We start from the raw sequence: 25,822 nt of genomic DNA, 5'->3' as shown, positions 1-25,822 counted from the left end.
TGTGTAAAAACACCTCATTTTCAAACAGTATAGAAAGTGAGGTGTTTTTCCGTATTCAGTTTACTTTATGGGGTGAATTCACAACTTGTCCTTCTGACTTCCCGGCTTTTTGCCGGGCTTTTTTAGATCATATGAATGCAAAGCCATTGTATATGGGGAGCCTGGAAAAGCATGTGCTTTACTGGAATTTTCTCATAAGAAAAGGGATTGCAATCTACCTGCATTCGTGTTATTATGTCCTTGGGGTAGAGACATTAAAAGGGAAAGTGTCTGCGTATAAAAGACATTTTTCGTCTCACAAAGACATATAAAACAATAAGGAAGGTGGAGGTTACAATGAAAGAAAGAATGATGTATGCAATTGTAAAAGAACAGGCGGCGGGTGGTCTGGTCCTTAGAGAGGTCCCCATTCCAGTAACAGGGGAAAATGATGTTAAGATCAAGATTCACTACACATCAATTTGCGGTACGGATTTACATATCTATAACTGGGATAAGTGGTCTCAGGAAACAATAAAACCACCAATGACCATCGGCCATGAATTTGTAGGTGAAATCGTGGAAATGGGCAGTCATGTGGGGGGATTTAAAATCGGTGATATCGTATCGGGGGAGGGCCATATTGTATGCGGTCACTGCCGTAACTGTAAAGCAGGAAAACGCCATCTCTGTAAAAATACCGTGGGTGTAGGGGTAAACCGTGACGGAGCATTTGCACAGTATCTGGTAATTCCGCAGACAAATGTCATCATCTGTGAGCCGGGAATCCCCGAGGAATTATGCTCCTCCTTTGATCCCCTGGGCAATGCGGTGCATACTGCTTTGTCCTTTGATATGGTGGGAGAAGATGTGCTGATCACAGGAGCCGGTCCTATCGGCATTATGGCCGCTGCGATCTGCCGCCATGTGGGAGCAAAACATGTGGTAATCACTGATGTCAATGATTACCGGCTGAATCTGGCCCGGGAAATCTGCGGCGCTCATACTGTCAATGTAGCCAGAGAGAGTTTAGATGATAAAATGAGGGAACTTCATATCGAAGAGGGCTTTGATGTGGGACTTGAGATGTCCGGCAACGGCCAGGCGTTTACTTCAATGATTGACCATATGTATAACGGCGGCAAGATTGCAGTGCTGGGACTTCAGGCAAGTGATACCGTGGTGCCATGGAATAAGATCGTGGTTAACTGTCTGCAGTTAAAGGGTATTTATGGAAGGGAAATGTTTGAAACCTGGTACAAGATGATGGCCATGCTAAACAGCGGCCTTGAGATTGAGAAAATTATCACCCACAAATTCGATTTCCGGGAGTTCCAGAAGGGCTTTGATGTGATGAACAGCGGACAGTGCGGAAAGGTGGTTCTGGACTGGACGAAGGCCTGAAAGAGGAAGGAAAGAACGAATTGGCAAGGTTAGTTTATTCAGCCAGGCGTGGAAAATAAACGACAGGAGAGAGGGAATATTATGAAAGAAGCATTAAACTATTTTAAAGAAGCGGTGGAACTGGCCAAGGGAGACGGAACTTACAAGGAAGAGCGCATTATCACAACTCCTCAAAGGAGCAGGATTAATACTACCAAGACAGAAAATGTCATTAATATGTGTGCCAACAATTATCTTGGACTTTCTGACAACCAGGAGATTATTGAGGCGGCCAAAGCCACTTATGACACATGGGGATACGGCTTGTCTTCCGTACGTTTCATCTGCGGAACCCAGGGGATACACAAGGAACTGGAAGCCAGAATCTCTTCTTTCTTAGGCATGGATGACACGATTTTGTACTCTTCCTGCTTTGATGCCAACGGAGGCCTGTTTGAGACACTGCTGACGGAGGAAGATGCAATAATCAGCGATGCGTTAAACCATGCCAGCATCATTGACGGCGTGCGTTTATGCAGGGCAAAACGCTTCCGTTATGCCAACAATAATATGGAAGAGTTAGAGCAGTGCTTAAAGGATTCCCAGGATGCCAGGATACGTCTGATTGCTACCGACGGTGTGTTTTCCATGGATGGCATTGTGGCGGATTTAAAAGCAATCTGTGATCTGGCTGATAAGTACGATGCGCTGGTGATGGTGGATGACAGCCATGCAGTAGGATTTATGGGAAGGTTTGGCAAAGGCACACCAGAGCACTGCGGTGTCATGGGCCGGGTGGATATCATCACCGGCACACTGGGTAAGGCCCTGGGCGGAGCCAGCGGCGGATATACCAGTGCCAGGCAGGAAATCGTGGATTTGCTCCGCCAGAAGAGCAGACCGTATCTGTTTTCCAATACTGTAGCTCCTGCAATTGCAGGCGGAGCTATAAAGACCTTTGAAATTCTGGAACGGAGCACAGAGTACAGAGACCGGGTTCATGAAAATACCCGCTATTTCAGGGAGAAGATAAAAGAGGTGGGCTTTGATATCATAGAAAGTGATCATCCGATTGTGGCGATCATGCTGTATGATGCAAAGACGGCTGTAGAATTTGCAGCAAGGATGCTGGAACGCGGGGTATACGTCATCGGCTTCTGTTATCCGGTGGTGCCAAAAGGAAAGGCAAGAATCCGTACACAGATATCCGCCGCCCATACCAGGGAGGATCTGGATTTTGCAGTGGAATGCTTTAAACGCGTAAAGGAAGAAATGGGGATTTGAAAAACCGGCAATGATTAACTGAATCAATTTTTAAATAAGACATACCGTTGTCCAGTCGCTTATGATAAAATGGTAAAAAAGGGGTGGCAGAGATGAATCACAAGACTATAAAAAATTACCATGATTTTATAACCGCATTGCTGGAAGCGGGATTTTCAATGGGAGGAGGAAACAGTGAGGATGTTTTTTCTTTAATCACCTGGAATTGGGATGAACAGCCGCCCTATGATACTCCGGTGCGTTGGCATACAGGAGATTCTGAAACCGATCCATGGGAATGGCGCATGCGGGTGTTAGATGAGAGAGATGACATTGCCTATGCAAAACTCTTCTTCAAGAAAAGCGGATACATTACGAAACAATGGATTCCTTATTTTCTTGCAGCCCGGCGTAACGGTATACTTTTTGAAGAAGCCTATGAAGAAGGATTGATCAGCAATTATGCCAAACGGATATACAGCGTTGTTGCCGAACATGAAATACTGCCTCTTCATGCAATAAAGCAGCTTGCGGGTTTTGGAAAAGAGGAGAAAAGTCAATTTGACCGGGCTTTGGTTGAACTCCAGATGAAAATGTTTCTGACCATGTGCGGCAGGCAGCAAAAGGTTTCCAGTAAGGGTGAGGAATACGGCTGGTCCTCCACAGTATTCTGCACCACGGAAAGGTATTGGGGAGAGGGAGTTTTCAAAGAAGCATCCAATATGGATCAGGCCGAAGCCATTGAAAGAATAACGAAACAAATTTATACACTAAACCAGGATGCAGACCCTAAAAAGGTTATGAAGTTCATCAAGGGATAATTCATTCAGTACTGTTTATTACAATTCGAAATTATTAGGAACCTCTCAGGACTTTTCCTGAGGGGTTTTTAATAATTAAAGATCAAGATACCAATGCAGTGATAGAACCCTTTTATCCATGTCATTTTTATTGGAAGGACCGCATAAATCAAGGCTTATTTTGTTGGGTCAAATTCAATTCCCGTATTATATTTTTGATTGTTGATATACTCTTTTTGAGGAATAACTTTTTCCAAATCGATGTCATAGCAATTTGCAACAGCAAGGACGTAGTAAATAACATCCCATAGTTCTTCTTCAATTGTTTCTTTGATTTGAAATTCCGTTTCAGGACGTAAATTTTTCCGGATAGCCTTTGCCAATTCTCCGGTTTCTTCAGATAATTTCAAATAGTATTCCATTGTTAAATCAGGATTATAATCTTTTGATTTTATGTATTGCTGTAAATACTTGATCGTAATTTTACCTTTATCCATTTTTCGTTCTCCGAGTATTATTAAATTTATTTTAACAAGATACAGAGCTGGTAACGGTTTTATTATACCGCCGGCAACCCTGCAAATCAATGCTGTAAAACCCTATTGCCCGAATTTCTGCTGCTAGTCTGTGCATTTGCGGAATACGTTATAAGGCTAATGATCCTGGAGTATGTTTTGATATTGGGGCAGCTGGTAAAGTTCTATCATGCGTTATCGATTATCTGTTGAAAGCATACTTTTTTGAACTGCATTTGAATAATGATGAAATGATAGAACCATAAAAAGTGGGAACATTAATATCTGGCTGCTTTTCTGCAAGCAAAAACCCCTGTCAGGCATGTGGGGTGAGAAGACGGAAATGACAGGGCTGGATTTATGTGATAAAATGAATGTTATTAATCTAATGGAAATCTGCAATGGGAAAAAATGGCGACGTACGGTATATATTTTTTGTTCGTCTTTGGAGTACAGGCTGGTTAACCTGAATATGTGAGGTAATACATGATAAAAAAGATATTTAACATCGCTTTTTATGTAATGGCTATTTTCTATGTTTTCTTAATGTTTGATTTGTTTTTCAGGATTAATATTATTTCTAGCAGCAATGGTATATCGCGTAGTTATAATTTGATCCCATTCAAGACAATCTGGGATTACGCAAGCGGGAATATTTATGTCTCAAAATCCATGGTTAGATATAATATCCTTGGAAATATAGCGGTAATCATTCCGTATGGACTGTATTTACAGGTATTGCTGAAAAATAAAGTTTTTGGCAAAAGTCTATGGATAATAATTGGCACATCTGTTTCCATAGAGATCATTCAGTATATTTTTGGATTAGGTGCTGCGGACATAGATGATGTTATATTAAATGTCTGTGGGGGTGTCATTGGCATCATTGGGTATAAGGTGCTGCGGAAATTATTTCGTGAGGAAAGCAAAACAAAGACAGCTATAACCTTAATTTCACTCGTTATTGGTATGCCGGTTATGTTTGTATACTTTATGGTTTGTATCCGCAGGTATTTCTGAAATCAGGCTGTTATCAACAGATTGTTCGGCGATCTGTGTGTAGTTCCACATAAATGAACCCAATGGGAAAGGCCGCCCTTTCCCATTCTTGTTATAGAAGGGGGAATCATGGAAGATTCACAATACAAAAAAACCAACATTCAAGAAACCTCCATCCCCGCATCAGACATGTTCCATCGTATATAAAGCTGTTAAAGTTTAACCGAAGCAAGTAGCGAAGCGGATTGCGGATATCTGCCGTCATAAGAATTTTAAAATCATAAAGTTCCTTATGTGACATGATGGGCTTAAAATGCAAACAATAGGATCCCAGAGAATAATATGGATGTAAATATATTGACAACAGTGTGCTAAAATGATACAAATAATGCTTATAAGAAAGAAATGTGATTCCAACGATATAAAGTATTTTCTTAAAGATAATCCCCTAATACACTTAAGAACAAGGAAGTGAACCCAATATGAAAAATCCTTTAAATTATCAGGTCACGGAATACGATTGCGGTCCAACCACATTACTGAATGCAATGAGTTACCTCTTTACCCGGGATCAGATTCCGCCGGATATTATCAAACATATTATGCTTTTTTGCCTTGATTCCTACAATGCCAAAGGAGAATTTGGGAAAAATGGAACCTCCCGTATGGCAATGATGTTTTTCAGCAACTGGATCAACCAATTCGGCAAAATGAAAAAGTTCCCTGTTCAAAGCGATTATCTGACTGGGGATGAAGTGTATATGGGGGAAAACAGCAAGGTCATGTATGGTCTGCAGCAGGGGGGAGTAGTGGTAGCGCGGGTGATGTACGGCTGCTGGCACTATGTATTGCTGACAGGGGCTGACAGCCAGTGCGTATATTTATTCGATCCTTATTTCAGGAAAAAGCCCTTTAAGCAAAAGGGGTTGGAGCTGATCACAGATATGCCTTACGAAAGAAACCGTTGTGTGCCGTGGGAAATGTTTAACGACACAGGAAAGGGCACTTATGCACTTGGTCCTAAGGATACAAGAGAGGCGGTCATTATTTTTAACAAAGTGACACAGAAGAAACCGGCAGATACCATTGAATATTTTATTTAATGCAGGACCGGTTTCCGGTCTGTTTTTCAAAAGGGGAATTGCAGCGAAATGGCAAGGAAAAGTCCGGACTGTCAATGGACGGAGATATTTTTATTGTTTTGAGCATGCATATGTGATATATTTGAGTTAGTTAAAACTAACCTACTGATTTTGTGTCTCATATGAAAGGTGGAGAGTATCCAATGAAACTTAGTGTTCAATTATCAGGCGTATCAGAAACCATGCTCATTCCCATGTATGCCAGGGCAATAGAGAGCAAAAAAGAAAATCCGGCATTTTTTGATCGGTACGCGATTGAAATGACGGAAAAACTTGACTATGACTTTTCGAAATTCGATAAAGGTAAAATGAGCTTATGGGGATGCGCCGCCAGAACAATTATTTTGGACCGGGAGGTAAAAGCTTTTATCAAGGAGCATCCTCATTGCACCTGTATTAATTTAGGCTGCGGACTGGATACCCGGTTCCATCGGGTGGATAATGGGAGCATACGATGGTACAATGTTGACTTTCAGCCAATTGCCGATTTAAGGGCACAGCTATTACCCGTTGAGCAACGGGAAACAATGATCTCTTGTTCCGCGCTGGAAAGCGGTTGGATTAATGAAATTGCCCGGGATGGCGAAGTGCTCATCATCATGGAAGGTCTGATCATGTACTTTTCAGTGGATGAAATCAAAGCCCTGATGGGTATGATCCGCGATGCATTTCCGGACTGTACGCTTCTCATTGAATTGCTGTCTTCCTTTACGCTCAAAAACCAGAAGCAGCACGACACGATCAATAAAACCAGCGCTGTGTTTAGGTGGGGCGTAAAGGAAGCTAAAGAGCTTGAAGTCTTGTGCCCGTATGGGAAATTAAAAGGAGAATGGAACTATACTCCTGTGATGAAGCGGTTTTCGCCTTTTTTTATCACTTTGATTTCTCCCATACTGACCAACGCAAACAATAGAATTGCAAAATTTGAGATTTCTGCGGCATCATAACAAGAGCAGAAGCATTATTATGGTTGCATTTGCAGCAAAATAAGTCGGTGGCGTAGATAAAAACTATTCCGCCGCCTTGCCTTTTACTGCTTAGTATTTTGTGTCCTGGGCGGCGGCTGTTCCCTCTGTTTCTGCCGCAAAATCCTGTACACGCTTATGCGTATTTGTCAGGCTTCTTCTGCGGCCTTTTTTTCATAGCTTATTTTATCATGCTCGTGCTTATGCTGATGGCGGCGTAGGCTTTGGACAGCTGTTCTCCGTTCCTTTATGAATTTAGATTGATCATATTGTTACATAATTCCAATTCCTTAATTTCAGGCATTTCCTTTTGGACTGAACTGGTCCTCTTAAGCTTAATAATAAAGCAAATATATTTGACAAAATAAGTTCTTTGTGATAACCTGAATCAAATTACAGGTGGAGGCAGCCATAATGAATCAATTTCAACAACTAAAAAAGCTGAATAGGGACGACGATCGGTAGCGCTTGTATCTGTGATGAATCATAGGTGCGAGCGCTTAACGCGTTGTGCCTGTGTGGATGGATATTTTACGGACCACATTGGTAGATTAAATTTACTCGTGTGGTTCTATTTTTTTACCCATACGAGGAAAAAGAAAGGTTGTGATCGTATGGGACATAATGATAATGTCCTCATGGATATATTGAATCGCAAGGAAAATCAAAATAATTATAATCCAGGAGGAATAGATAATGAAAAGTATTGTTGGAGCCATAGAAAAGGTAACTGTTGAAGCAGAGGAGTTAGTAAGCCATATCGGTGAAAATGTCCGTATACACGGCAGCATATATAAAATCAGAAAAATGAGCGATTTCGCTTTTGTGTTATTAAGAACAAAAAGAAACGTAGTCCAGTGCCTTTACTCAGAGGAAATATCAAAATTTCCACTTGGAGAATTAAAAGAAGAAAGCAGTGTAATCATAACTGCCCATGTCAAGGCGGAAGAGAGATCAAAGACAGGTTATGACCTGCAGATGCTAGAGGCGGAGGTTTTATCAGGGCCGGAAGAACCAGGCCCTGTTGTAATCAATAATAAATATGTCGATGCCTCCATGGAAACTTTGCTTAATTTCAGGCCAATCACCCTGAGAAACGAAAAAGAACGGGCTGTTTTTAAATTGCAGGAAGGAATCACCTATGGAATACGTGAGTTTTTAAAACAGGAAAGGTTTACGGAGATCCATACTCCCAAGATCGTTTACGCAGGAGCTGAAGGGGGTGCAAATATCTTTTGTCTTGATTATTTTGGCAGGGAAGCTTATTTAGCACAAAGCCCTCAGTTCTATAAGCAGATGATGGCAGGCGTTTATGAAAGGGTGTTTGAGATTGCTCCGGTATTCCGGGCGGAAAAGCATGATACTTCCAGGCATTTAAATGAATATATCAGCGTGGATTTTGAAATGGGATTTATACGCAGCTTTGAAGATATTATGCAGATGGAAACCATGATGCTCAAGTTTGTAATGGAATATTTGAATAAAGAATATGTCAATGAAATAAGGCTGTTAAAGGCGGTTATTCCGGTAATTAAAGAGATCCTGGCAATTAAATTCAAAGAAGCAAAAGAACTGATTTCAAAGGAATATAACAGACCCGTAAAGGATTTTGATGATTTTGAACCGGAAGAGGAAAAACTGCTTTATGAGCTGATAAAACGGAAAACAGGAAGTGAGTTTGTGTTTGTGACCCATTACCCAAGCCAAAAGAGGCCTTTTTATGCCATGGACAGCCAGGAGAACAAAGAGGAAACGTTAAGCTTTGACCTTTTGTTCCGGGGGCTGGAAATAACCACAGGCGGCCAAAGGATCCATAAATATAAAGAACAGACCGAGAAAATGAAATCCAGAGGAATGAATGTGGAGCTGTTTGGAACTTATCTCATGATGCACAAATATGGGATGCCGCCTCATGGAGGGCTGGGATTGGGCCTGGAGCGTTTTACAAGCAGACTGCTGGAACAGGAAAACGTAAGGTTTTCCACCCTGTTCCCCAGAGATATCAACAGGCTGACGCCATAATATCATGAAAAAGCAGAACCATTGTAAAAGGATTGGTTTCCTGCCATATATCATAGAGCTTGATTTTGAAGAGGAGCTGTGTACGGATAAAACAGAACATCTGTATATAGAAAAGGAATTCAAGGGAAAATAGAAGATGAGTAAGGAATGATCATCTATTGCCCCAACCATTATTGGGTAAAAATTATCATTTATTCCATGAATGGTGTGGTAAGGATGGAGAAAAAGTATTATAATAGCTGTAATAGAATCGTCTGATTCCATGAGTATCGCAGCACCACAAAGAAAAATAAAACATACATGCGGGAGGTATCTTATGCAGACATTTAAGCAGTTGTATGAAAGTATGGTGAAATCCGTATTAGATAATAATTCGGATCCCGAGAAGGACCTGGAAATCTCATATGATCCTCATCATCTGGACTGTCTTTTAAATCCCCAAAAGCATCCGGTGGTAATCCGCACCGGAACCTGTACCTGTTCTAAAGAGGACCGGGAGGAATGTTTAAAGCGATGTCCTTTCGGAGCCCTGGGGATCGAAAAGGATGGGATCACCGTTGATCCGGAGTTATGCCTGGGCTGCGAAAAGTGCATTGAAGGCTGCGCGCCGGAAAAGCTGACGGCCAGCACGGATATTATTCCGGCTTTAAAGGCAATCAAAAGCTCCAAGGGGCTGGTATATGCAATGATAGCTCCCGCATTTTTAGGACAGTTTTCAAAGGATGTCACTCCCGGAAAGCTGAGGACGGCTTTAAAAGCCGTGGGGTTTGACGGCATGCTGGAGGTCGCCCTGTTTGCAGACATCCTTACATTAAAAGAAGCCCTTGAGTTTGATAAAAATATTAACGATGTAGACGATTATCAGCTGACAAGCTGCTGCTGTCCCATGTGGATCGGCATGATTCGTAAGGTCTATCACCAGCTGATTCCTCATGTCCCTGGTTCTGTTTCTCCCATGGTTGCCTGTGCCAGAGTGGTAAAGGCGCTGCATCCGGATGCCTTGACCGTGTTCATCGGGCCATGCCTTGCTAAAAAGGCGGAAGCACGGGAAAAGGATCTGGCCGGTGCGGTTGATTTTGTACTCACCTTTCAGGAGGTAAAGAATATATTTGACGCCCTGGGAATTGATCCGGCAGTCATGGAAGAGAGTGAAAAGGATCACTCCTCAAAGGCCGGAAGGATTTATGCCAGAAAGGGCGGAGTCAGTGAAGCGGTGGAGAATACGGTAAGAGCCATTAACCCTAACAAAAAAACTGAAATCCGCACCAAACAGGCCGATGGAGTGCCTGCGTGCAGGAAAATGATCCAGGATATTATGGACGGGAAGATCGAGGCAAACTTTTACGAAGGCATGGGCTGTGTGGGCGGCTGCGTGGGCGGGCCAAGATCCATTTTAGGAGTTGAGCAAGGGACAGAGCTGGTCAATGATTATGGAGAAATGGCTACCTATAATCATCCGGCGGAAAATCCATATGTAATCGAGCTGCTGCACCGCCTGAATTTGGACAGCATTGAAAGCCTGTTGGAGGAAACGGATCTGTTCAGCAGAAATATTACGTAAGGCAGATTGCGTTCATAAGCTTTATACCATTTAAGTGAAATCAGTACACGGGAACCGGAATGAGAGGTTCTCATGTGCTGATTTTTTGATTTTCCTGCTGAAATGAGGATAAGGGGGTGATTGCATCTTGCTTTTCCCCCCTTAAAAATGCTAATATAAAAGAGTATGTATGGACAGGACAGGGAACTGGAAGAAAGGAAATGGTTATGGCAACGGGCAGAATGAATCAGCTGGTGGTAATGGTCAATTTATGCAGCAGTGTTGTGGAAGGAATCGAACACCTTATGGCCTATGAAAAAAATGAACGGCTGAAAGAGGACGCTGTCACAGGGCTTCTCACCTTGGAGGAGAATTTAAGAGGATTTAAGGCAGATAAATCCGTGATCCATGAAACGAGATGGATGGCGGAAGTCATAAGGAACTGGCTGTTTGTTTTTGATCAGGAATTTAAAAGCAGGCTGTACCGCTGGTATTTTACAGCCTTAAAAGAGCTTCGGAACCTGATGACGGCGGAAATAGAGCTGTGCCCCATCTGCTCAGGGAAAGGCGTTCCCCATTATGGAGCAGTGTTTTATATGGAAGACGAGGAAACGGATCAATATGTATTGGAGCCGGTCCGGGTCTTTATGAAGTGCAGGGATTGCGGAAATTATTATCTTGCAAAGGAAGAACGGGGATTTTCCGGCGGAATGAAAGATTTCCGCCGCACAAAGGCAAGATGTGAACGGCTTTTAGCCGATATCGGTGAATTTGCGGAAGAAGGAACCATGCTGTTCATCGGAGAAGAGAAAAGCCAATTATATAAGGAAGCCAGAAGGGCCGGGTATGATCCTCATGCCATGTCCCTGGAAGATGCCGGAAACCGGAAAGAGGAAGGAAAGGGGGCGTACCGGATCGTCCTCATTGACCGGATCTCCCGCACCCAGGATATGAAACAGGTCCTGACCAGGGCGGCGGAGTATTTGGGGGATGACGGAGTTCTCTGGTTTGACGGGCCGGATCTGGATAAATCCATTAAAAACCTGGAGCAAAAGGGGGCGTCCATGTGGAAGGGAGAAGCGGCGGAAGTCTGCTTAACAGATATGGGAATTGATGCTCTGGCAGAAAAATGCGGACTTTCCATACAATCATACCGCCATGTGGGGACTGCTTCCGGACGCATTGAGGTGATCGCACGGAAAAAGGAATGATATAAAAGGTATTTGGCCATGGTTCATGCCGCCTCCCATAATGGCAGACGGCTTATAAGCAGAATGAAGGAAAAGGAGGGGCAGTGTGTTTGACAAATTGACAGAAAATGATATTAAAAAAATGCAGGAAGAAATAGAACACCGGAAGCTGGTTGTCCGGAAGGAAGCTCTGGAAGCCGTAAAAGAGGCAAGGGCCCATGGGGATTTAAGTGAAAACTTCGAATACCATGCGGCAAAAAAGGATAAGAATCAGAACGAAAGCAGGATCCGTTACTTAGAGAAGATGATAAAAACGGCCCAGGTCATATCTGATGAATCCAAAGATGATGAGATCGGCCTTTATAATACGGTTGACTTGTATTTTGAGGATGACGACGAGGAAGAGACCTACAAGCTTGTGACAACTGTCCGGGGAAATTCCATGAAAGGCCTTATCAGCTCTGAGTCTCCTTTAGGAAGTGCCATTATGGGCCACAGGGTAGGGGACCGGGTTTATGTGAAGGTCAATGAAAAGACAGGCTACTACGTAGTAGTAAAACGCCTGGAAAATACAAAGGATGACGGCAGCGATAAGCTGAGAAGCTATTGAGCTGCCGAAAGAGTTGGATAATATGATGAAGGATATGACAAGAGGAGATATTTCCTCCCAGCTGATACGGTTTTCCATTCCTCTGGTTTTGGGAAACTTATTCCAGCTTACCTATAATGCAGTGGATTCCATTGTGGTGGGCCGGTTCGCCGGGGAGGAGGCACTGGCAGCGGTCGGAACGGCAGGCCCTGTCATGAACATAGTGATCCTGGGGATCACAGGGATCTGCATCGGTGCTTCAGTGCTGATGAGTGAATTCTTTGGTGCGGGAAACCATGAGAAGTTAAAAAAGGAAGTGGCCACCACTCTTTTATTTGGTTGTTATTTTTCCCTGGCTATTGTGATTCTGGGGCTTTTCTTTTCCGGAGGGATCATAAGGCTTCTCCGGGTGCCGGAGGAGATCACAGAGGATGCGACCGTCTATTTAAGGCTGATACTCATAGGAATGCCTTTTACCTTTTTTTACAATGGAGTGGCTTCCGCTCTTCGGAGCGTGGGGGATTCAAGAACCCCGGTCCGGTTTCTGGCTGTTGCTTCGGTTTTAAATGCAATTCTGGATCTAATATTTGTGGCAGGGTTCCATATGGGGGTTTTTGGAGCGGCCTTTTCTACAGTCATTGCGGAGGCTGTTTCTGCATTTCTGTGCATCTTTTACATATACAGAAAGGTTCCGCTTCTCAGGCTTGGGCCAAAGGATTTCCGCATGGACCGGGAACTTTTAAGGCTTACGGTAAAGCAGGGGGCGGTCACGGCGCTGCAGCAGTCCTGCCAGCCCATTGGCAAGCTTTTGATACAGGGAGTCATAAATCCTCTGGGAGTCAGTACGATTGCGGCATTCCAGGCGGTAAACCGGGTGGATGATTTTGCTTTTACCCCGGAGCAGAGCATTTCCAGCGGAATGATGACCTTTGTGGCACAAAACCGGGGAGCCGGTAACGGGGAACGGGTGAAGAAGGGATTCCGGACCGGACTTTTTATAGAATTCAGTTACTGGGTGATTATATGCATCGTCATTCTGCTGGTAAAGGAGCCTGTAATGAAATTATTTGTCTCCCAGGGAGATGGGGCTATGGTCAGGATCGGAGCAGAATATTTAAGCCTTATGGCATTTTTTTATCTTCTTCCGGCATTTACCAATGGGATCCAGGGATTTTTCCGGGGAATGGGAAATATGTCCATCACTCTGATTTCCACCTTGATCCAGATATCCGTCCGGGTGGTATTTGTTTATCTGCTGGTTCCCACCATGGGGATGAAAGGCGTTCCCTATGCCTGTCTCATTGGCTGGATATGTATGCTGATCTACGAGGTTCCGTATTATTTCTGGTTTAAAAAGAAAAATAAATTATTACAGGAGTGAAATGATGATTAAAAATATCGTATTTGACATGGGAAAAGTACTGGTCCATTACGACGCAGACATGGTTTGCCGCCATTTTATTGAGGATGAGGCAGAGAGGAAAGCGGTAAGAATCGCTGTGTTCGAATCTCATGAATGGCTGTTTCTGGATATGGGAGTGATCTCAGAGGAAGAAGCATTAAAGAAAATGCAGGCGCGTCTGGACACAGAACACGCAAAGGAAATGGCGGCTCTTTGCCTGGAACACTGGCATGAATATAACATGTGGCCTGACAAGGAGATGGGAGAGGTGATCAGGCAGCTTAAGGAGAAGGGCTATGGCATCTATCTTTGCTCTAACGCTTCCCTCCGTCTGCTGACGTGTTACAATATCATTCCAGGAATCGAATATTTTGACGGGATTTTGTTTTCCGCAGAGGTAAAGTGCATGAAGCCTCAGAAGGAAATGTATTGCCATTTATTTGAACGGTTTCATTTAAAGCCTGAGGAATGCTTTTTCATTGACGATATGCCCTTGAATATTGAGGGGGCAAAGGCCTGTGGCATGGATGGATACTGCTTTGCCGACGGAGATGTTGCACGGCTGAAGGAATTTCTGTCCCATATCAATGGTGACTAGGAATGGTATGGCAGCATGAGATCTTATGGTTTGGACAATGAAATGGAGAAAGACTTATTATGTACCGGATTCAGATAAAGGATATGGATTTTGAACAGATCGCCAGATCCGGCCAGTGCTTTCGCATGGAAGGCCGGGGGGAAGACAACCGGGTCTGGTCGGTCGCGGCAGGGGGAGAATATGTGGAAGCAGTAAAAGAAGAAGATGGCTTTCTGTTTTCCTGCGGGGAAAAGGAGTTTGAAGAAACGTGGGCCGGTTATTTTGACTTGCAGACCGATTACGGCGGCTATAAAAAGCGTGTGGATTCTGAGGATTTTTATCTGAAGGAAGCAATGGAATGGGGCTGGGGTGTCAGGATCCTTCATCAGGACTTATGGGAAATGCTGGTGACCTTCTTGATTTCCCAGAATAACAACATCACCCGCATCACAGGCAGCGTGAAGGAATTGTGCAAACGGTTCGGAGACAAAAGAAAAGGGCTGGGTCTTGCCATGTCTTCTGACGGGAGCTGGATAGAAACAGAAAGAAGCTATGATGCCTTTCCTGAGCCGGAGAGCCTTTCCGCGGCAGGTCTTCAGGGGCTGTCCGGCCTGGGCCTTGGTTACCGGGACAAATACATTTTGTCAATTGCAGAAGCCTGCAGCAGGCAGGAGGGAAAAGAATGGCTATTACGCTTAAGGGAAGCGGATTATGAAAGCGCCCATACCATGCTCATGGAACAGTATGGGATCGGAAGAAAAGTGGCTGACTGTGTCTGCCTTTTCGGCCTTCACCATGTGGGAGCTTTTCCTGTGGATACCCACGTAAGACAGATTTTAGAGGTTCACTATCCTAAGGGTTTTCCTCTGGAGCGTTATCAGGGGTATGCCGGAATCCTTCAGCAGTACATGTTTTATTATAAGGTAAATCAAATCTCCCGCAGCAAGTTACGGGGAATTTGACCTTGCAGCATTTGCCGGTTGCAGGAATACAAACAATCCTGCGCCTGGCTCATTGCTTACGGAAATAAACTGTTAAAAAGGAACTTATTCCTTTGTCCTGGTTGCCTGTGCAGCGGAAGCTGCCAGGCGTTTTTTGTATTACAGGGAAATGCATTCTATGATATAAAAACCTCTGGTTCGCCTCTCGGGTCTGCAAAGCAGACTCTTTGTTTATTTAAAATAATGTCGAAATATTTCATACTTTTATCACACAATCAACAAAAATATATCACACAATTTTCACAATTCCCTTTTACCCTAAGTAAGGATGCAAAAATGCATAAAGAACAGGAGGAGAGAGAGTTGATTGAAGTCAGGAATCTTGTAAAGGATTACAGCGGCCATTTGGCTGTGGACCATTTGAGCTTTACCATCAGCGACGGGCAGATATATGGTTTTTTGGGGCCAAATGGTGCAGGAAAATCCACTACAATGAACATTATGACCGGGTACATAGGGGCAACGGAGGGCGATGTGCTGATCAACGGCCATAACATACTGGAGGATGGGGAGGAAGCAAAGAAGTGTATCGGCTATCTGCCGGAGCTTCCGCCCCTTTATGTGGATATGACTGTAAGAGAGCAGCTGCTGTTTGCAGCTGAATTGAAGAAAATACCGAAAAAGGAAAGGGAGGAAGCTGTTCGTGAGGTTATGGAGCTTGCCAGACTGGAGGATGTGCAGGGCCGCTTGATCCGCAACCTGTCAAAGGGTTACAGGCAGCGTGTGGGCCTTGCCCAGGCGGTTATAGGGTTTCCTCCTGTCATCATTCTGGATGAACCCACTGTGGGATTGGACCCCAAGCAGATCATTGAGATCCGGGATACTATCCGCGAGCTGGGTCGAAAGCATACGGTTATTTTAAGCTCCCACATCCTTTCTGAGGTCAGCGCGGTGTGCGACCACATCATGATCATTGACAAAGGAAGGCTGCTCGCCAGCGATACACCGGAAAACCTGGAACAACAGATGGCCGGAACAGCCGGAATGGAGCTTTTGGTCAAGGGAGAGGAAGAACAGATACATAAAACCCTGGAAGCCATTCCCCAGGCAGCCGATGTGTCACTAAAGGAAAGCGGGGAAGAGGGAATTTACAGGGCATTGTTCCGCATCCGTACGGATGAGGAGGGAAATGGAGAGGATATCCGGGAGACTATTTTCTTTGCATTTGCAGACCAAAGGATTCCTATTCTTTCTATGCATGAAACAAAGGCATCTTTGGAAGAGGTATTTCTGGAACTGACTGCGGAAGCGGACGGCGGGGAAATAGAAGATGAGGAGACCGGTAACGAAGAGACCGGTAATAGAGAGACAGACAACGGGCTGACAGATAACGGAGATGCAGGCCAAGGTTTTGAGGAGGCTGATTTTGAGGGATCTGAAGAATATGAAGAGCCTGCCGGGACAGCAGACCAAAAGGAAGCCGGTGGAATCGGAGAGGGGGATGAAGAATAATGGCAGCAATATATAGAAGAGAACTGAAGGCCTATTTTCAGTCCATGACCGGATACGTATTTATTGCCTTTATGGTGCTGTTCGTAGGCATTTACTTTATGGCCTATAACATGATGAGCGGGTATCCTTACTTTTCCTTTACCTTGTCCGGCATGGTGACCATTATCATGATCGGCATTCCTGTGCTTACCATGAGAAGCTTTGCAGATGACAGAAAGACGAAGACAGACCAGCTGCTCCTCACTTCTCCGGTATCTGTTACCCAGATGGTACTTGGAAAATATCTTTCCATGACAACCGTATATGCTATCCCTGTACTGCTTTTCGGAATCTGCCCACTCATTATCAAGCTGAACGGAAATGCAAATTTGAAGGCGGATTATGCTTCCATACTGGCCTTTTTCCTGCTGGGCTGTGTCTATATCGCAATTGGGATGTTCATTTCGTCCCTGACTGAGAGTCAGATCATTGCTGCAGTAGGAACCTTTGGAATCATCCTTTTACTGCTTTTATGGCCCAATCTTGTGGGATTTTTGCCCACCTCTGCTTCCGGATCTGCAATAGGGTTTCTGATCCTTTGGACCGGAATCGTTTTTGCCGTACACCGGGTCACAAGCCATGGCCCTCTTGCAGCCGTTTTGGAATCGGCCGGAGTTCTTTGCATCGGGGTTCTATACTTTGTGAAAAAGGGCATTTTTGACCGGGCTTTGACAAATATTCTGGAAAAGGTTGCCATAACGGACGTATTCCAGAACTTTGCCAGTCATTACATCTTTGATGCAGGCGGCCTGGTTTACTATATCAGCATCATATTTCTGCTGGTATTTTTGACCGTGCAGTCCATAGAGAAACGCAGATGGAGTTAGGAGGATGGAAATGACCAGAAAATTAAAAAAAGGCGGCTACACGGCGATTCTTTCCGTGATCGTCATAGCAGCCGTGGTAATATTGAATTTGATCGTAGGCCGTCTTCCTGAGAAGGTGCGGCAATGGGATATGAGCAGCAGCCAGATCTACACTCTGGGAGGAACTACAAAGGATCTTGTAAGGGCCCTTGATAAAGATATAACGATCTATGTGGTAGCTGATCCGGCTTCTGTGGATAAGCGGATCACAAGCTTTATAAAACGCTACGAGGATTTATCCGGCCATATTAAGGTGGTGACCGTGGATTCTGTCCTTCATCCGGACCAGGTAAATAAGCTGAAGGCACAGGACAATACCCTTTTGGTAAGCTGTGAAGCCACAGACAAGACAGAAACCATCGCCCTGACGGATATCATTAAGATGGATGAAATGTCCTACTATTATTATGGACAGTCTCAAGAAACAGAATTTGACGGAGAAGGCAAGCTTACCGGAGCCATTTCCCATGTGATCAACAACGTGCAGAAAACGGTTTACGTTACAGAGGGCCATGGAGAGGGAGCTCTAGGGGATACGGCATCTGACATGCTGAAAAAGTCCAATCTGACCGTGAACTCCTTAAATATTCTGACAGAAGGCAGCATTCCTGAGGACTGCCAGCTTTTGCTCATCAACGCCCCGGCCTCAGATCTGGCCAATGACGAAAAGAAAATGGTCTCCGATTATCTGGACAAAGGCGGAAGGGTAATGATTCTTGCCGGCTACTCAGAGAAGGACCGTCCCAATCTCAATGCTCTTATGAATGATTACGGTCTGAATCTGGAAAATGGGCTTGCGGCGGATACCAAGAAATTTTACCAGAACAACCCTTACTATATATTCCCAACCATTCAGGTTGGAAGTGAAGTGACAAATGGTATTGATGGAAAAAGCGCGGCCCTTGTCCTTCAGTCTGCAGCCCTGACTCAGAAGGAAGAACTGCCGGAAGGCGTGGAAGTGACTCCATTTATGGAAACCAGTGACGGAGGCATGCTGGTAACTGCCGATAAGCAGACCCAGGGGACCTATATTCTGGGGGCAGTATCAGAGAAAACCCTGGACTCAGGAACAGCCCGTTTGACCGTGTTCAGCACCCCTTCCCTTATTGATGAGGGTCTGAATACCAGCTTCTCCAATTTGACCAACTTAACCCTTTTCATGAACGCAGTTACCTCCAATTTCGATGACGTTTCCAATGTGTCCATTCCATCAAAGAGTCTGGAAGTGACCTATAATACCGTCACTCATGGAGGCATGTGGGGGATCCTGTTTATCTTTGTCATCCCTGTGGTGACGCTGGCAGCAGGACTGGTGATCTGGCTGAAGCGCAGGCGTCTGTAGAAGGAGGCGTGGACATGAAGAAGAAAAAAGGCCTTATATACGGAGCGATCGCCCTGGTGGTTTTATGCGTGATCTATGGGGGAGTGGGAAGATATATGAATCACTCTCAGAAACAGGAAAAGGAGAAGGCAGAAGGGGATAAGGTCTATCTCACCGACCTATCCAATGTTGCTTCTGTTTCTTATGATATTGACGGTCAGGAGCTCTCCTTTTCGAAAAAGGACGGCAAATGGAAATATGACGGAGATGACCTCTTTCCTGTAAATCAGACGGAAGTGGATTCCATCGCTTCCACGGTTTCAAAGCTTGAGGCATTGCGGAAGCTGGAAGGAGGGGACAGCTTAAGCGCCTATGGCCTGGATCAGCCCGTCAGAAAGATCACTGCAGCCGCAGAGGATGGGACGAAGTCTGTAATTCTGCTGGGCAATGCCACCGGAGACGGGGATTATTATGCCGCTGTAGAGGGACAGGATACGCCGTATCTCATCAGTTCTGCCCTGTACAACGAAACCGGCAGCAGTCTGACTGATCTTATGGCTCTGGAAGAATTTCCTGCCGTTTCCGGAGCCGACATAAAAAGCATCACAATTACAAAGGAAGGCTCCAGTGAACATTTTATAAAAAAGAAACTGGATGATAAAGAAGGGACCATCGAATGGTACCGGGATTCTGTGGAATCTCAGGGCAACAAGCTTTCCGATAATTCCGGTTTAAATGTTCTGGCAGATTCTTTAAGCAGCCTGAAGGTGAAAAGCTGCCCTAATTATAAGGTGCAGGAAAAGGAATTGGCAGACTACGGCTTAGATCAGCCCGCTGCGGTCATAACCTATACTTACGATAAGAATGGTTCAGAAGAAACCTTTACCCTGTCAATAGGTTCCTTAAACAGTGATTCCAGCTGCTACTATACCCGTACAGATAATTCTTCTAATATTAATGAAATTGAAAAAGCTTCTATAGATAAATGCCTGACAGTTGACAAGGGCATTTCATAAAAAATAACCTGTCCCCTGGCGGAAAGGCATAGAAAGGAGGGGGAGACCCCCTCTTTTCTATACCCAGCTGTCAGGAGACAGGTTGCAGGCGCTAAAATGTATAGTTATCCACTTCTGTTTTATCCATTTCTTGAAACGCGTCAGCGTTGAAATTGTTTCCTGTCTGAATGGTTACAAGATTTATGTGTATCCTTTTGTTAAATATCTTGGAATAAATCCTTAAAATGTTTTTGATTCATTGATAATAAACATCTTTTTTCTCTTTTCTCCCATGCAATCTGGGCATAAATATCTGGCATATTATCTCTTTTTCAGAGTGACTTTAGAATGGTATTAAGGGCATGAAGCTGTCCTGTTTCCTGACAGAGAAGGAGTACAAGTCCTGGATCCCTTCATACCAGATGTTTTACTTCATTATTACTTCGGGCCTTTACATTGGTGCAGGCCCGGCTTTTTTGCCTTTTCTCATAGGACGATACATTTCCTCATACGGGGAGCGGATATGGTGACTCGGATGGGAGGTAAATCAAATAGAACTGTAATGGAAAAGCATCTGTTTTTGAGTTTCTCATCTTTGTGATAATAAAAAGCATTCTTTTTCTTTTGACAGGATTGGCTTGAATGTGAGCAATTCTCTGTTTTGGAAAGGTGTATAAAGCAAGCTGCGGGAATTAAACCCTGAAAGATATAAAAGCATATAATTAAGTGTAAGGAGCAAAAAGCCCTTTATATTATGATTTTTAGCTTTCTATAAAATGCTTGTAAGTAAAAACGTAACATCAGATCCTAATAGGAGAGAATTATAATGGGGAATTGTAGAAATTGTAATGATGATTGCTGCTTTAATGGAAGCAGATGCTGTAACTCTAATGGGTCACAGGGGTGCAGGTGTTGTGTGGGGCCAACAGGACCACAAGGCCCGAGAGGCTGCCCAGGCTCGACTGGACCAACAGGAGCCCAGGGTCCAACTGGCCCAACGGGGGCAACGGGAGCGACAGGAGCCCAGGGTCCAACTGGCCCAACGGGAGCAACGGGAGCGACAGGAGCTCAGGGTCCAACTGGCCCAACGGGAGCGACAGGGGCTCAGGGTCCAACGGGGGCAACGGGAGCGACAGGAGCCCAGGGTCCAACCGGCCCAACGGGGGCGACAGGAGCTCAGGGTCCAACTGGCCCAACGGGAGCGACAGGAGCCCAGGGTCCAACTGGCCCAACGGGGGAGACAGGAGCGACAGGAGCCCAGGGTCCAACCGGCCCAACGGGGGCGACAGGAGCTCAGGGTCCAACTGGCCCAACGGGGGCCACAGGAGTTCAGGGTCCAACGGGGGCAACAGGGGCCCAGGGTCCAACTGGCCCAACGGGAGCAATGGGAGCCCAGGGTCCAACTGGCCCAACGGGGGAGACAGGAGCCCAGGGTCCAACCGGTCCAACGGGAGCAACGGGGGCGACAGGAGCTCAAGGTCCAACCGGTCCGATGGGAGCCACTGGGGAAGAAGGTCCAACTGGCCCAACCGGTCCGACCGGAGCCGCTGGGGAAGAAGGTCCAACTGGCCCGACGGGAGCTACAGGAGCCGAAGGCCCAACCGGTCCGACGGGAGCGACAGGAGCCGAGGGCCCAACTGGTCCGATGGGAGCCACTGGGGAAGAAGGTCCAACTGGCCCGACGGGAGCCGAGGGCCCATCAGGTCCAATTGGTCCGACGGGAGCGACAGGAGCCGAGGGCCCAACAGGTCCAATCGGTCCGACGGGAGCTACAGGAGCCGAAGGCCCAACCGGTCCGACGGGAGCCATAGGAGCTGAGGGTCCGACCGGCCCGACCGGTCCGATGGGAGCGACAGGAGCCGAGGGTCCAACCGGCCCGACGGGAGCCACTGGGATAGAAGGTCCAACTGGCCCGACGGGAGCTACGGGAGCCGAGGGCCCAACAGGTCCAATTGGTCCGACGGGAGCGACAGGAGCCGAGGGCCCAACAGGTCCAATCGGTCCGACGGGAGCTACAGGAGCCGAAGGCCCAACCGGTCCGACGGGAGCCACTGGGGAAGAAGGTCCAACTGGCCCAACAGGAGCCACCGGAGCGACAGGAGCCGAGGGTCCAACCGGCCCAACGGGAGCGACAGGAGCCGAGGGTCCAACCGGCCCAACGGGAGCGACAGGAGCCGAGGGTCCAACCGGCCCAACGGGAGCCACAGGAGCCGAGGGCCCAACTGGCCCGACCGGAGCTACAGGGGCCGAGGGCCCAACCGGCCCGACTGGAGCGACAGGAGCCGAGGGTCCAACCGGCCCAACGGGAGCGACAGGAGCCGAGGGTCCGACCGGCCCGACGGGAACCACAGGAACTGAGGGCCCAACAGGTCCTACTGGCCCAACAGGGCCTGCGGGATCGACCGGCCCCGACCGGGCAGGAGTGATCCCATTTGCCATTGACAACGAATATGCTGAAGTTTCCACAGATGATCAGGGGAATCCGTCAATTATTCAATTTGCTGGATTTGAAGCAAATCAGATTAATTCAGGCAGGCCTACACAGCTGCAGGAAGGTGATTGGGAAGCTGGAATAATTACGTTTAATTTTAATAATTACGATCAATTTTACCGCAGTTGTTTTGTAATGCCTTATGACGCAGTGGTAAAAAACATCTATGTGTTATTTGGCGCAAAATTGTCACTTTTTTTAGATGACGGAGTAACCATGTATCCGTTTGCGGCTCTTGCAGTGTTAACCTCAGATACTCCAGGGCAAACGACAGGAGGGATGGTATTTACCATACTTCAGGATACCCTGACTTATTCGGAACCGTTTACAGCGCCGGAAGGAGGGGGAGTGGTTCCCAAATATACACTGAGAAGAGGTTCCACAACAGATATCAATGCCCTCATTCCGGCAGGTTCTCTTGTTGGCATTATAGTCGGATGCAGAGCAGAAGGAGTTACAACGGAAACATTCGGCAGATTCTCAGTCAGCGGTGGAATTTTGCTTGAATAAATACTTGAATAGACGATAGAAAAAGGCCTGTGATCAGCTTGTTTGTATGATGCAGGCCTTTTAAAAAAGAAATATCTGAAAAAAGGAGGAAAACTGCAGTGGTGATCCATGACGAAATTATCCGTCTGATAGAAGAAACGGCAAAGCTACCGGTTTCTGACAGAAAACGCAATCTTTATAAAGACCTGGGCTTTGATTCCCTTTCCTTTATCCACCTTTTGCTTAAGATAGAAGATATGTATTCCATTACCTTTGACATCTCAGAAATGGAATCCTGTCTGGAAGTCAGCCAGCTGATCGCACTGACTGAAAAAAAAGTAAAGGAGAACATGAAAAGATGATTAGAAATCTATTTCTGAATCCCCCACTCCCCCAAAAAACGGCAGTTATTGATGGGGAAGCCAGCATTACCTTCCAGGACCTCATACAAAAAGCCATAAGCATTCAATCCTGCCTGCCCCGGAGTCATTGGGAAAATGCCGTAATATTTTTACCTGACGGGAGCGATTTTATTGCCGCTCTTTTCGGCATATTCTTAATGGGGAAAACAGCATTTCCTTTAAATGTCCATCTGACGAAACACGAAATGATTCCTTTGCTTAAACAGACAGACACAGGCATTATCATTACATCCCAAAGATTCCATCCGGTTTTTGAAGAGATAAATGCCGGGCCAGTCCCTCATTTACAGGTGATCTATGTAGAGGAATGCCAGCCAAAAGAATCTATGCAGCTTCTTTTCGAACCCAGTACAGGATCGGATGTACCATTGGTCCTGTTAACCACATCAGGCTCTACAGGCAGAGTCAAAATTGTGCCTCTTACGGAGAGGAATGTTGAAACTTCTGTTTTGGGTTATATTGACAGAATGTGTTATGAAGACATGAATGAGGAGGAAATTAAGTATATTCTTGCAGTTCCGTTTTCTTCAGCGTACGGCCTGATGATCCTGTGTGCCTGTCTTATAAAAGCATTTCCCTTGGTTCTGCTTAAGGAAGGCTTTACTTTGGACTCCTTTTATAAAACGGTTCAGGACCATAGGGTGACTCACTATGAGGGCGGGGCAATGATCCCCCTCTTAATGGAGCAGACAGCAGGAAGGCCCATCCCTTATGATATTCATTTATTAAAATACTACGGTTTCGGGGGAAGTAAAATTTCTGGTGCTACATTGAGAAACCTTTTAAATGCATATCCCGGAATCCAGCTCTGGCAGGGCTATGGGATGACGGAAGCTGCCCCGCTGATTACAAAGTACACGAAAACCAGTGTGGAGAAGCTGGATTCCGTGGGAAAGGCGATAAAGGGCGTTAAAATTTTCATAGAAGCTGACGGTATGATCACAGATAGCCCTTATACCAATGGAGAAATCCTTGTAAAGGGACTTAACGTGATGTCAGGGTATTACCGAAATCAAGAAGAAACAAAGGCGGTGCTGAAAAACGGCTATTTGTATACAGGCGATCTTGGCTATTTGGATGAGGAAGGCTATTTGTATATTTACGGGCGGAAGAAAAATGTGATTATCGTCAGAGGATTTAACGTATATCCGGAGGAAGTGGAAGCCTGTATCTTAAACAGCCTGCTTGCAAAAGACTGTGTTGTCTATGGAGAAACGGATGAGTGGGGAAATGAAACTGTCTGCGCAGATATTATTCCGGCCGATACCCAGTCCAGCCGGGAAGAAATCCAGGAAGAGATCAGAGCTTACTGCAAAGTGCATTTGTCAGGATTTAAACAGCCCCGGAAAATAAAAATAGTTGATACAATCAGAAAGACTGTGTCTGGTAAAAATGAAAGAAGGAGAGAAGAACAGTCATGAGTCTGATTTATTTTCAGGGATTAAACTGTTATTCCAGCAGCATATTGAATGCTGCTGTTTTCACAGGTGTGGATTACCGGAACGCTTTTGCTAACCTGTGGTCAGAAACAGATTTTACGTATGATCAGATCCATCATCTGTATTTATCCAGAAGAATGCCTGTTAATCTGGAGGCTCTGGGTGTAAAGCTGGAATTTCTGAATTGCTGTTCTTCAGAAGAGGTAGAAAAAAACTTATCGCGGCTTTCCCACGGGCAATGGCTGGTAGCTGGAATGGATGCCTTTTTTATTCCGTGGACTCCTTATTTCCAGACATTGCACAGCTTTCATTATTTTATTGCAAGGAAAGAGAAGGAAGGCGTATTTTCCTGCTTTGACCCCACGTATGACAGAAAGGATATGGAGATAACGGAGAAGGATATGATTTTCCACGCCTTTGATATTTGCTGGATTTATAAAACTGCGGAACAACAGTCTGATATGAGCATCCAAAGGGAAGCACAGGAAATTCTGCATTCTCATCCAGGAACACAGGAAAATCTCCTCGCCCAAATCAGGGAGTGTGCTTATGGAAAACAGAAAAACGGGGAATTGCTTGCAAAGTACATAGATGCTTTGATCAATAACCGTTATCTCTATCTTCATTATCTTCAGAACATGCCGTTGTACAAGGGAAAGTATGACCAGTATTTTTCTAAAGAATTCTTTCTCAAGTGGACGGCGGTGAAATATGGATTATACAAGGCCTCAATCAGGTTGAATAACCAGGAACTCATCCAGGAAGCATGCGGACATTTCCAGGAACTGATAGAGGAAGAAATGGACATTGCCCGGAAAATAGGGACAGTGTTATAAAACTTCTATAAGCCTTCATGAATGAATAGACATGTTTTTAATCATTATTATTAAAGCGATAGAAGAGATTTTAGAAAAGAAAAAGAATATTTCAGAGAATTGGTG

Annotated in this window: 22 protein-coding genes; 21 read left to right on the top strand and 1 reads right to left on the bottom strand. The window is 45.3% G+C overall.

Annotated elements, in window-relative coordinates; genetic code table 11:
- The first annotated feature begins 336 nt into the window (after positions 1 to 336).
- From tdh to K401_RS0104630, 3 genes are all read left to right on the top strand, one after another.
- Entirely contained in the window at positions 337 to 1,383 is a 1,047-nt protein-coding gene (tdh, locus tag K401_RS0104640; RefSeq protein WP_198018320.1) for an L-threonine 3-dehydrogenase, read from the top strand.
- An 81-nt stretch (positions 1,384 to 1,464) separates the two neighbouring features.
- Entirely contained in the window at positions 1,465 to 2,646 is a 1,182-nt protein-coding gene (locus K401_RS0104635) for a glycine C-acetyltransferase (RefSeq protein ID WP_024291861.1), read from the top strand.
- 92 nt (positions 2,647 to 2,738) lie between these two features.
- Positions 2,739 to 3,446 carry an AlkZ-related protein gene (locus K401_RS0104630; RefSeq protein ID WP_029695605.1) on the top strand — a complete coding sequence of 236 codons (708 nt, stop codon included), beginning with the start codon at positions 2,739 to 2,741 and terminating at the stop codon, positions 3,444 to 3,446.
- A 155-nt stretch (positions 3,447 to 3,601) separates the two neighbouring features.
- On the opposite strand, the gene K401_RS0104625 is transcribed toward K401_RS0104630, so the two are convergent.
- Positions 3,602 to 3,922 carry a MazG nucleotide pyrophosphohydrolase domain-containing protein gene (locus K401_RS0104625; RefSeq protein ID WP_207641454.1) on the bottom strand — a complete coding sequence of 107 codons (321 nt, stop codon included), beginning with the start codon at positions 3,920 to 3,922 and terminating at the stop codon, positions 3,602 to 3,604.
- Positions 3,923 to 4,426: 504 nt separating this feature from the next.
- Here K401_RS0104625 and K401_RS0104620 point away from each other — a divergent pair.
- From K401_RS0104620 to K401_RS0104520, 18 genes are all read left to right on the top strand, one after another.
- Positions 4,427 to 4,960 (top strand): VanZ family protein, encoded by a 534-nt coding sequence (locus K401_RS0104620; protein WP_024291858.1) that lies wholly within the window; start codon positions 4,427 to 4,429, stop codon positions 4,958 to 4,960.
- Between the two features lie 461 nt (positions 4,961 to 5,421).
- On the top strand, positions 5,422 to 6,042 hold the full coding sequence (locus tag K401_RS0104615; protein ID WP_024291857.1) for a peptidase C39: 621 nt from the start codon (positions 5,422 to 5,424) through the stop codon (positions 6,040 to 6,042).
- A 182-nt stretch (positions 6,043 to 6,224) separates the two neighbouring features.
- The gene (locus K401_RS0104605; protein WP_024291856.1) at positions 6,225 to 7,028 is read left to right on the top strand and encodes a class I SAM-dependent methyltransferase; all 804 of its coding nucleotides are present in this window, start codon (positions 6,225 to 6,227) and stop codon (positions 7,026 to 7,028) included.
- Between the two features lie 714 nt (positions 7,029 to 7,742).
- Complete coding sequence (aspS, locus tag K401_RS0104600; RefSeq protein WP_024291855.1) at positions 7,743 to 9,068, top strand: aspartate--tRNA(Asn) ligase; 1,326 nt, start codon at positions 7,743 to 7,745, stop codon at positions 9,066 to 9,068.
- A 316-nt stretch (positions 9,069 to 9,384) separates the two neighbouring features.
- Positions 9,385 to 10,629: a [Fe-Fe] hydrogenase large subunit C-terminal domain-containing protein gene (locus K401_RS0104590; protein ID WP_024291854.1), complete on the top strand. Its 1,245-nt coding sequence runs from the start codon at positions 9,385 to 9,387 to the stop codon at positions 10,627 to 10,629.
- Between the two features lie 206 nt (positions 10,630 to 10,835).
- Entirely contained in the window at positions 10,836 to 11,819 is a 984-nt protein-coding gene (locus K401_RS0104585; protein ID WP_156882407.1) for a hypothetical protein, read from the top strand.
- A gap of 85 nt (positions 11,820 to 11,904) precedes the next feature.
- Positions 11,905 to 12,408: a transcription elongation factor GreA gene (gene greA, locus K401_RS0104580; RefSeq protein WP_024291852.1), complete on the top strand. Its 504-nt coding sequence runs from the start codon at positions 11,905 to 11,907 to the stop codon at positions 12,406 to 12,408.
- A gap of 22 nt (positions 12,409 to 12,430) precedes the next feature.
- Positions 12,431 to 13,768 carry an MATE family efflux transporter gene (locus tag K401_RS0104575; RefSeq protein WP_024291851.1) on the top strand — a complete coding sequence of 446 codons (1,338 nt, stop codon included), beginning with the start codon at positions 12,431 to 12,433 and terminating at the stop codon, positions 13,766 to 13,768.
- 4 nt (positions 13,769 to 13,772) lie between these two features.
- A complete protein-coding gene (locus K401_RS0104570) occupies positions 13,773 to 14,387 on the top strand; it encodes an HAD family hydrolase (RefSeq protein ID WP_024291850.1) in 615 nt (204 codons plus the stop codon).
- Between the two features lie 59 nt (positions 14,388 to 14,446).
- A complete protein-coding gene (locus K401_RS0104565) occupies positions 14,447 to 15,328 on the top strand; it encodes a DNA glycosylase (protein ID WP_024291849.1) in 882 nt (293 codons plus the stop codon).
- A 342-nt stretch (positions 15,329 to 15,670) separates the two neighbouring features.
- Positions 15,671 to 16,819, top strand: coding sequence for an ABC transporter ATP-binding protein (locus tag K401_RS0104560; RefSeq protein WP_024291848.1), 1,149 nt, complete (start codon positions 15,671 to 15,673; stop codon positions 16,817 to 16,819).
- Complete coding sequence (locus K401_RS0104555) at positions 16,819 to 17,685, top strand: ABC transporter permease (RefSeq protein WP_024291847.1); 867 nt, start codon at positions 16,819 to 16,821, stop codon at positions 17,683 to 17,685. Before K401_RS0104560 ends, K401_RS0104555 begins: the two co-directional genes overlap by 1 nt.
- A 10-nt stretch (positions 17,686 to 17,695) precedes the next feature.
- Entirely contained in the window at positions 17,696 to 19,066 is a 1,371-nt protein-coding gene (locus K401_RS0104550) for a GldG family protein (RefSeq protein WP_024291846.1), read from the top strand.
- Between the two features lie 14 nt (positions 19,067 to 19,080).
- Positions 19,081 to 20,061: a DUF4340 domain-containing protein gene (locus K401_RS0104545; protein ID WP_024291845.1), complete on the top strand. Its 981-nt coding sequence runs from the start codon at positions 19,081 to 19,083 to the stop codon at positions 20,059 to 20,061.
- Positions 20,062 to 20,956: 895 nt separating this feature from the next.
- The gene (locus K401_RS32270) at positions 20,957 to 23,041 is read left to right on the top strand and encodes a collagen-like domain-containing protein (RefSeq protein WP_330363132.1); all 2,085 of its coding nucleotides are present in this window, start codon (positions 20,957 to 20,959) and stop codon (positions 23,039 to 23,041) included.
- Positions 23,042 to 23,139: 98 nt separating this feature from the next.
- Positions 23,140 to 23,382: an acyl carrier protein gene (locus tag K401_RS0104530; RefSeq protein ID WP_024291844.1), complete on the top strand. Its 243-nt coding sequence runs from the start codon at positions 23,140 to 23,142 to the stop codon at positions 23,380 to 23,382.
- Complete coding sequence (locus K401_RS0104525; protein WP_024291843.1) at positions 23,379 to 24,863, top strand: class I adenylate-forming enzyme family protein; 1,485 nt, start codon at positions 23,379 to 23,381, stop codon at positions 24,861 to 24,863. The genes K401_RS0104530 and K401_RS0104525 overlap by 4 nt, the downstream gene beginning before the upstream one ends.
- Positions 24,860 to 25,717: a hypothetical protein gene (locus K401_RS0104520; RefSeq protein WP_024291842.1), complete on the top strand. Its 858-nt coding sequence runs from the start codon at positions 24,860 to 24,862 to the stop codon at positions 25,715 to 25,717. The genes K401_RS0104525 and K401_RS0104520 overlap by 4 nt, the downstream gene beginning before the upstream one ends.
- Positions 25,718 to 25,822 lie beyond the last annotated feature (105 nt).

Origin of the sequence: Lacrimispora indolis DSM 755, from assembly GCF_000526995.1 — a bacterium.
GTDB lineage: Bacteria > Bacillota > Clostridia > Lachnospirales > Lachnospiraceae > Lacrimispora > Lacrimispora indolis.
Note: the sequence above shows the minus strand (reverse complement) of the source record. Positions and strands in the feature narration are given on the sequence as shown.